The organism is Mucilaginibacter sp. (assembly GCF_036383575.1).
Lineage (GTDB): Bacteria > Bacteroidota > Bacteroidia > Sphingobacteriales > Sphingobacteriaceae > Mucilaginibacter.
Genome location: NZ_DASVOB010000329.1, coordinates 1 through 7,737, shown reverse-complemented (window position 1 = coordinate 7,737; position 7,737 = coordinate 1). Strand labels below are relative to the sequence as shown.

9 protein-coding genes and 1 pseudogene are annotated in these 7,737 nt (G+C 42.0%); all 10 read right to left on the bottom strand.

Annotated elements, in window-relative coordinates; translation table 11 throughout:
* Window positions 1-479, bottom strand: a pseudogene (locus VF500_RS11370) (cytochrome C); the annotation flags it as partial.
* A gap of 93 nt (window positions 480-572) precedes the next feature.
* Complete coding sequence (locus VF500_RS11365) at window positions 573-1,295, bottom strand: head GIN domain-containing protein (protein WP_330859779.1); 723 nt, start codon at window positions 1,293-1,295, stop codon at window positions 573-575.
* 114 nt (window positions 1,296-1,409) lie between these two features.
* On the bottom strand, window positions 1,410-2,018 hold the full coding sequence (locus tag VF500_RS11360; protein WP_121229465.1) for a GIN domain-containing protein: 609 nt from the start codon (window positions 2,016-2,018) through the stop codon (window positions 1,410-1,412).
* A gap of 385 nt (window positions 2,019-2,403) precedes the next feature.
* Window positions 2,404-2,874 carry an SRPBCC family protein gene (locus VF500_RS11355; protein WP_330859778.1) on the bottom strand — a complete coding sequence of 157 codons (471 nt, stop codon included), beginning with the start codon at window positions 2,872-2,874 and terminating at the stop codon, window positions 2,404-2,406.
* A complete protein-coding gene (locus tag VF500_RS11350) occupies window positions 2,855-3,196 on the bottom strand; it encodes a metalloregulator ArsR/SmtB family transcription factor (RefSeq protein WP_330859777.1) in 342 nt (113 codons plus the stop codon). The genes VF500_RS11355 and VF500_RS11350 overlap by 20 nt, the downstream gene beginning before the upstream one ends.
* A 143-nt stretch (window positions 3,197-3,339) precedes the next feature.
* Complete coding sequence (locus tag VF500_RS11345; RefSeq protein ID WP_330859776.1) at window positions 3,340-4,083, bottom strand: SDR family oxidoreductase; 744 nt, start codon at window positions 4,081-4,083, stop codon at window positions 3,340-3,342.
* Window positions 4,084-4,121: 38 nt separating this feature from the next.
* Complete coding sequence (locus VF500_RS11340) at window positions 4,122-4,976, bottom strand: oxidoreductase (RefSeq protein WP_330859775.1); 855 nt, start codon at window positions 4,974-4,976, stop codon at window positions 4,122-4,124.
* Window positions 4,977-5,121: 145 nt separating this feature from the next.
* The gene (locus VF500_RS11335; RefSeq protein WP_121229475.1) at window positions 5,122-5,712 is read right to left on the bottom strand and encodes a TetR/AcrR family transcriptional regulator; all 591 of its coding nucleotides are present in this window, start codon (window positions 5,710-5,712) and stop codon (window positions 5,122-5,124) included.
* Between the two features lie 311 nt (window positions 5,713-6,023).
* A complete protein-coding gene (locus tag VF500_RS11330; protein WP_330859774.1) occupies window positions 6,024-6,623 on the bottom strand; it encodes a GIN domain-containing protein in 600 nt (199 codons plus the stop codon).
* Window positions 6,624-7,001: 378 nt separating this feature from the next.
* Window positions 7,002-7,737: RecQ family zinc-binding domain-containing protein (locus VF500_RS11325; RefSeq protein WP_330859773.1), on the bottom strand; the 736-nt coding region annotated here is incomplete at its 5' end.

Below are 7,737 nucleotides of genomic sequence, written 5' to 3'. Positions count from 1 at the left end.
TTCAAAGTGCGCATATAAGCGATGATAGCATAAAGGTCTTCCCTATCCATTTTAGCGTAATATGGCCATGGCATTATCGGGAATATGGCCGAGCCGTCTTTTTTAACACCTGTGGTCATCGCCCTGAATATCTCACCATCTGTCCAGCCACTCAAATTTAAAGGGGTAATATTAGGCGAATAAACGGTGCCGGGGAAACCCGCCGAAGCATCAAACTTTTCACCTCCGGCACCTAAAATTGTCGAATCGGAAGGGCCTGCAAATTTATCCCAGCTCCGGGTAGAATGGCAATCCAGGCAAACGGTTACATTATTAGCAAGGTATTTGCCGCGGGCTATGCGCTGCGGAGTGGCATCTACTTTAATAGTTTCGGGTTGGCCCACATTGGGCAATGCCAGCGTTATGTAGGAGATGCCGGCAACAGCGATGAGGACAAGCGCTATAACTGCATAGGCCGTCCATTTTAAAAACTTTTTCATTCAAATTTTTAATTAGTGATAGGTGGTTAAAATCAAAAAAGGCCGTGAATCAGTTATATCCCCGGCCTCTTTGTTAATTATTATAAAGGTCGATCAGTCAACTTTTTTGATAGATGAAGCGCCCGATTTATCGTTATTCACGGTAGATGGAGAGCCTTTATATTGAATTTCAGACGCACCGCTGGTGTGCACGTTCAAAGTTTTAAGCACGTTGATCTTGCAATGGGCTATGCCTGATGTTTCAATATCATAATCACCTACAACAAAATCAAAGGCATCTATTTTACCGGCACCGCTCAGGTCAATTTTGTGCGATGCAGCCTGGCCTGTAAGATGTACTTCTGTAGCACCGCTACCATCGGTTGAAACATTGGCGGCGTTAAGGTCAAGGTTTATTTTAGTAGCACCCGAAAGATCGAGGTTAAAATCTTTGGCGTTTATTTTACCATCCGAATTAACCTCAACAGCCCCGGCTGCTTTTATTTCATCCAGGTTTTTTACGCCGATATTGATCACCATATCGCCGGGATCACAGAAGTTCTTTTTTGATTTAATGTGCAACACACCGCCTTCAACCGAAGTTGAAATATATTTGATCAGGTTATCATCGGCTTTGATATCGATAGTTAATGAGCTATCCTGTTTCAGATGTACTTTAAATGCGCCTGAAATTTCAACTTTTTTAAAATCTTCGGCCTTGCGCTTTTCGGTGGTTTGATTACCTGAGCCATGCACGCACCTGTAATTACATGATGATAATATGCCCGTAGTTATTAATGCGCCGGCTATAGTGAGGGTAGAAAGGTATTTTTTCATGGTTTCGGTGTTTGACGCCAGTTGGCGGTTTAGTGTTACATCAAAATTAAAAAAAGCTACCACATTTTGGGTGATAGCTTTTGAATATATGATAGACTTTTAAGAATTGAGCTATTAAAGACCAGCCAAATCGTTTTCAACTGTGTACTTAGCAGGAGCGTTGGTTACTTTATCGGTAAAGCTTACTGCGGCAAAAGCGTTGTTGTTTACAAATGATTCGCGGGTGTGGTTCAGGGTGTAAACATCGGCTGTACCGGTAAACTCGGCTTTAGCTTTGTCATTAACGTTAACTGTTGCTGCGTAAGCGTCAACGTTTAATTTAGCTGATGCATTGTTGTAAAGGTTTACGCTAAGATCAAGGGCTGTAAGTTTTCCGAATGATTTAACTTCGGCATTGTCATAAGCATTGATAGTTTTAAGGTCATTTGCAGTTACCCAAACCACCAGTTTTTCGTTTTTGTATGAGGTGATACGTAAGGTACCGTTGTTGTTTTGTACCAATGCGCTTTCTGAGTAATACTTGTTATAAACTTTAACATTGTCGTTCTCTCCTGCTGATACATATACCTCAACGTTACCGCGAACTTCGATCTTGCTGATCTTGCTTACGTTGTTTAAAACTACGGCTGCGCCGTTGTCAATTTTGGTTGCTGCATTAGCTGCGGTTGATACTCCAAGTGCTAAAACTAAAGAGGCTGCGATTGTTAATATTGTAGTTTTCATGATGATTAATATTTTGATTGTCAATTATTTGTGTTGTTATTTCATTTAATACACAGATAAGACGCCCTCATTTTTAAAACGTTACAGCGGTTTCGGGCAAATTAGATGTACAGCAGGTTTTAGTCGGCGAACGGCGGAATATCATCGGTAAACAGCGGAAGAATTTTGTGTGCAGATATGCAGATTTCAGATGTGAAGATGAAAATGAAAGGGATTGAAAGAAGCAAAACGCTGTTCGAAGTCTCTGACTTCGGACGACTATGCCTGTAGTCTCTGACTACAGTGTGTTTTGCTTAAGAAAGTTTGCAGCTTTTGATGTTTAGTATGCCTGTAGTTGCAAACTACAGGCATACTAAATTCGAAGTCAGAGAATCGAATAGCCAAGTTAAGACAACTTTGCACTTATGTCTTTTAAGTACTGATTGAGCTTTTCGATATTCTGCTTTAACCCCTCATCAGCTTTAAACGTTTTCACCACCTGTACAAACTGCTCACGCGATTCAAAAAGCATATGCCAGCTCAGAAAAGTGTGCTCACCTTTTGCTTCAAACTCAATGGTTGCAATAAACTTCGGGCTGCTTACATGTTCGTACACTATCTTTTTAAGCGGAATAACCTCTTTAAAAACACTCTTATTTTTATAATCAGTTCCATCCGGGCCGTGCATCACTAAATCCCACTCCCCTCCGGGTTCAATTTCCATTTTGCTGATGGTATTGGTGAAACCGTTAGGCCCCCACCATTCGGCAATATGTTCGGGCTGAGTCCAAACTTCCCATACCAGCTCAACCGGGGCATCTAATGTTCGTGTTAAGCGTAATTCGCGATCTGCAGTGTTACTTTGATTGTTTTCCATTTCTCTCATTTTTAAGTTGTGCTATATATTTCTCAAGACTATCCAATTTACTTTCCCAATGCTGACGATATTGGTCAACCCAGGCAGATATTTCACCGAGCTGATCAAGCCTGGCTTCGCAGATCCGGTCACGGCCCTGTTGTTTAACATTAATCAAACCGCAGTCGGCCAGGATCTGGATATGCAGCGAAATGGCCTGGCGTGTAACATCAAAGTTTGCGGCTATAGTGTTTACATTATGTGGCTGAGAGGCAATCATATTAATGATGGCTCTTCGGGTGGGATCGGCTATGGCCTGGTAAACGTCTCGTCTGGCTTTCATAATTGCGCAAGCATTTGCTTGCAAATATAAACGCAAGCATTTGCTTGCGCAAATATTTCTCAGAAAAAATTTAACTAACAAAAAAACGCCGCCACCCTATTGAAGGTAACGACGCTCCAGAAAACAATTGAGGTCAGTTCAATTTACCATGGAAGTTCTTCGCCAAGGTGGATGAACTTGCCGTTAGGGCCATCTTCGCCTATCAGGGCAAGTTCAACACTGGTTTTGGCACCATCAGGAACAGTCATTGGTGCATGTTCAACACTACCCAGTTCTGTTTGTACCCAACCTGGGTGCGCAGAGTTTACTTTGATGTTAGTGCCTTTTAATTCATCGGCCAAAAGAACGGTAAACACATTTAAAGCGGTTTTTGACGCCGCGTATAACAAACGTTTAAAATCAGCTATCGGGCTCCCTTCGGTGGCGTGTAATGTCAATGAACCTAAAATGCTCGATAAGTTAACAATACGACCGGCTTCGCTCTTTTTAAGCGATGGCAGCAGCTCGTTAGTTAAATATACAACGCTGAACAGATTGGTATTAAATATGTATTCAAACTCATCGGCAGTTGTAGCTGCTGTCTTTTTAACAAAAAGGTCATCTTCTTTAGGGCCAACACCGGCGTTATTTACCAGGATATCCAGTTTACCAAATTTATCTTCGATGTAAGCAGCAACCGCTGTTCTTTCATCGGCATTGGTAACATCCAGTTGAACGCCGTATGCTTCAATACCTTGTGCTGTTAGCTGAGCAGCTGTTTCTTCGGCAGCGTTTAGCTTGCGGGCAGCTACTATTACAGCCACGCCTTTTTCGCCTAATTGTTTAGCGGTTTCAAATCCTATTCCGCGGTTTGCGCCTGTTATTAAGGCTATTTTTTTTGTTGACATGATATTTTCTATTTATAAGTTGAGTGAATTTTGATTAATTAGTTTGCAGCAACATGGTCATGATCAGTACTGGTTGATACTTCGATCCATTGATCAATTTCTTTGCTTGTTTTTTCGGCGTTAGCCTTATACATACCTACAGCATCTTTACCAATAGGCAGGTGCAAGGGAGGATTTTCATTATGGGCGATATCAACAACCACCTGGGCCAGTTTCTTTGGATCGCCAGGCTGGTTACCATGCAACTGATCGGCACCAGCCCTCATTGGGCCAACAGTGGCAGCATAATCAGCAATGATGTTTTTTGAAGCGCTGTATGATTCGGCACTCAGGAACTCGGTACTGAATAAGCCCGGTTCAACTACGGTTACCTTAATATTAAGCGGCTCAAGTTCAAGTGCAAGACCTTTTGAAATACCTTCAACCGCAAACTTGGTAGAGCCATATAAAGCCCAGCCAGGAATGGCACCAAAGCCAAACAATGAAGATACATTGATAATATGACCTGACCTTTGGGCACGGAGGTGAGGCAATGCCGCACGCAATACGTTCAATAAGCCAAATACATTGGTATCATACTGCGCTTTTACTTCGGCATCAGTTGCTTCTTCAATAGCGGTCACTATACCATAACCGGCGTTGTTGATCACCACGTCAATTTTGCCAAAGCGTAATAAACCTTCGGCTACAGCTGCTTTAACCTGTGCTTCATTGGTTACATCCATGGTTACCACCAGCAGGTTAGGGTCGTTATTCAATGAGGCGGCAAGCTGGTCGGCTTTGCTGCGCACGGTTGCTATTACTTTATCGCCGGCTGCCAGTGCAGTTTTGGCTATCTCTAAACCGAAGCCTTTTGAAGCACCGGTAACTAATATTACTTTTTGAGTTTTCATGATCGTTGTTTGTTTTATTGTGTTTTATATTGTAGACTTTTTAGTCGTTTTTTAAGTTTAAAAAAAGACCGTTTCCGGTTATCTGCATTTCATTTTAGATTTCCAATCAAAATCGACTTAAAAGTCTTTTTATAATCAAAAAAAATTATTTTAATTCATATTGCTTTAATTCATTTTTGAGCATCCGTACAAGGCTGTTCATATATTTGCTGCTTCCGGTAACCCTTGATACCAACATCCCTCCTTCCAGCGATGAAAACATTTTCAGCGCATAATCTGCTGCATCTATCCCGGCAGCTATTTCACCATCCGCAATTCCTTTGTTTATAATTTCCGTAAAGATCTTTTGCCCCTCTTCAATCTGAATTTTCAGTCTTTGTTTAAGTATAGGGTTATTATCATCGGCCTCAACACCAAAATTAAGTATCGGACATCCTCCATCTATATATGAATTTATCGGGTCTTTATAGAGATCAATAAAGGCGAAGATCTTTTTTATAGCTGTTTTTTCCTTGCTTACAACAGATGTTACTTTATCGTTCAGTTTATCAAGCAGGTAATTAACCATTACATTGGCAATTTCTTCCTTACTTTCAAAGTGCCCGTAAAGGCCGCCCTTGGCCATTCCTGTTGCAGCCAGGATATCGTCAATGGTGGTTGCAGCAATACCTTTCTCATTAAAGATCGGCGCTGCCGTCTCTATAATGAATTGCCTGGTTCTTTCTGCTTTACCCATTGTTGTTTTTGTTTGACGAATCAAAATTAGACTAAAAAGTCGAAAATGAAAATAGTATTTTGTTTGATGACATTGGGATGAAAGAAGGGGTTGAAAATCATGACATTAATAAACCATGTCATTGCGAGGAGCGAAACGGGATAGTGCCTTGGGGGCGACGCGGCAATGACATGGTTTTATGTCCCTTTAGCTCACTCTTGCTTGCAACAAGTGTGTAACTTGGATTTGTATTTGCAACGCAAAGGCGAACAAAAAAAGCCGCCCCTTTCAGGGCGGCTACACTATATATAATTGACTCAAAAAAATGGCGTTTATAAAGTTGCAAAGTCGTTAACCCTTGGTTTGGTTTCTTTGTTCAGAGTTTCGGTAGCGTGGGCGTATGCTAAGCCATTGCTGTTTACATTTGAAGTTGCGTTGCGGGTTAAGCTATATTCATTGGTGTTGCCTTTAAGTTCGGCTTTTGCGTTGCCGCTCAGGGTGATGCTGGCGCTGTAAGTATCCAGGTCAAGGCTGGCAGATGCATTGTTGTTCAACTTAACATCAAGCTCAATGCCTGAGAGGTTGCCGAATGATTTGATCTCTGCATTGTCATAGGCGTTAATAGCGCTCAATTGGTTTGCGGTTACCCAAACCACCAATTTTTCAGCTTTGTATGATGAGATACGCAATACACCTTTTTGTGATTGAACCAGCGCGTTTTCAGAATAGTAACGGTTGTAAACTTTTACCTGGTCGGCCGGGCCGCTTGATATGTACAGTTCAACGTTGCCATAAACTTCAATTTTGTTGATTTTGCTGATATCAGTTAAAACGACACCGGCATCATTTTTTGTAGTGTTTGCAGATGCAATGTTTGCGAAGCCAAGTACCATAAACAGTACGGTAGCGATGGCGGTTAATGTAGTTTTCATGGTATTAATATTTTGATTGTCAAGTGATTATTATTTCTTTTCATTGAATACACACATATGACGATCTCAATAAAAAAACGTTACAGCAGATTTGGCCTAATTAGCTGGAGAGCAGGTTTTTGTCGGTAAGCGGGTGATTTTCCCCGGTGAAATGGGGGTAAAAAAATTGGAGGAAGGAAGGTTAAATTAGATCGAAGCACGACAGGATTAAAAATGGGGTCATGCTGAGGCACTCGAAGCATGGTGGGCAGGCCTCTGCGCGCGACCCTTCGACAGGCTCAGGGTGACAGGCCCTCTTTGTTTAATGTCATTTCTCCTTCAGAATACTCGTTTTTTTCTTCGGCATGACGGAGGTTGAGAACCTCGTTATAAAATCTATCAACTCAAATAATAAGCCTCACCGTCAGTTTTGATCTTTCCTGCATCAAGCAGCAGGCGTACGGCTTCCATCTTTTCCTTTTCGGTACCGATGTTGATCCCTGTTATCAATCCACCGATATCGGGGTTGGAGATGCTGAGCAGTTGTACAATTTCGGTAGTGATATTATCGAAGATCTCGTCCTGGTTTACCTTGCGTTTTTCCTCAATACAAACATCGCATACGCCGCATTTGCGTCCATCAGGCTCGTCGAAATAGGCCAGCAGCATCTGGCTCCGGCATCGTTTGTGGATAGCATAAGCAAAAACCGCTTCCATTTTCTGGCGATAAACCTCCTTACGTTGCTCAATATATTTCCTGTCAATAATGAGGTGACTGCCCTGCACCCGCGGTTTTAAATAAGTAACCTGGGGTTTATCGGTCTGTTGCATATAGCTGATCAGCCCATATTGCTGTAGTTGCAACATCCCCTCAATAACCTGCTGAACGCTTAAGCCAGTGCGCCTTGCAATATCAAACTCCTTGATACGCACATAGTTTTCAAACGCGCCTCCGTATGAACGGAGCAGGGTTTTAATGAACGGGTCCCAGCCCGAATTTTGGATCTGGAAATTATATAGCTGCTCGTTAACCACCTCAAACTGAAAGCGTGAGGGTAAAAACACACTCTCGTTAAAAGACAGGTATTCATCGCGCTCCAAAAACTTAAGGGCATTTAGCGTTTTAATAGCATCA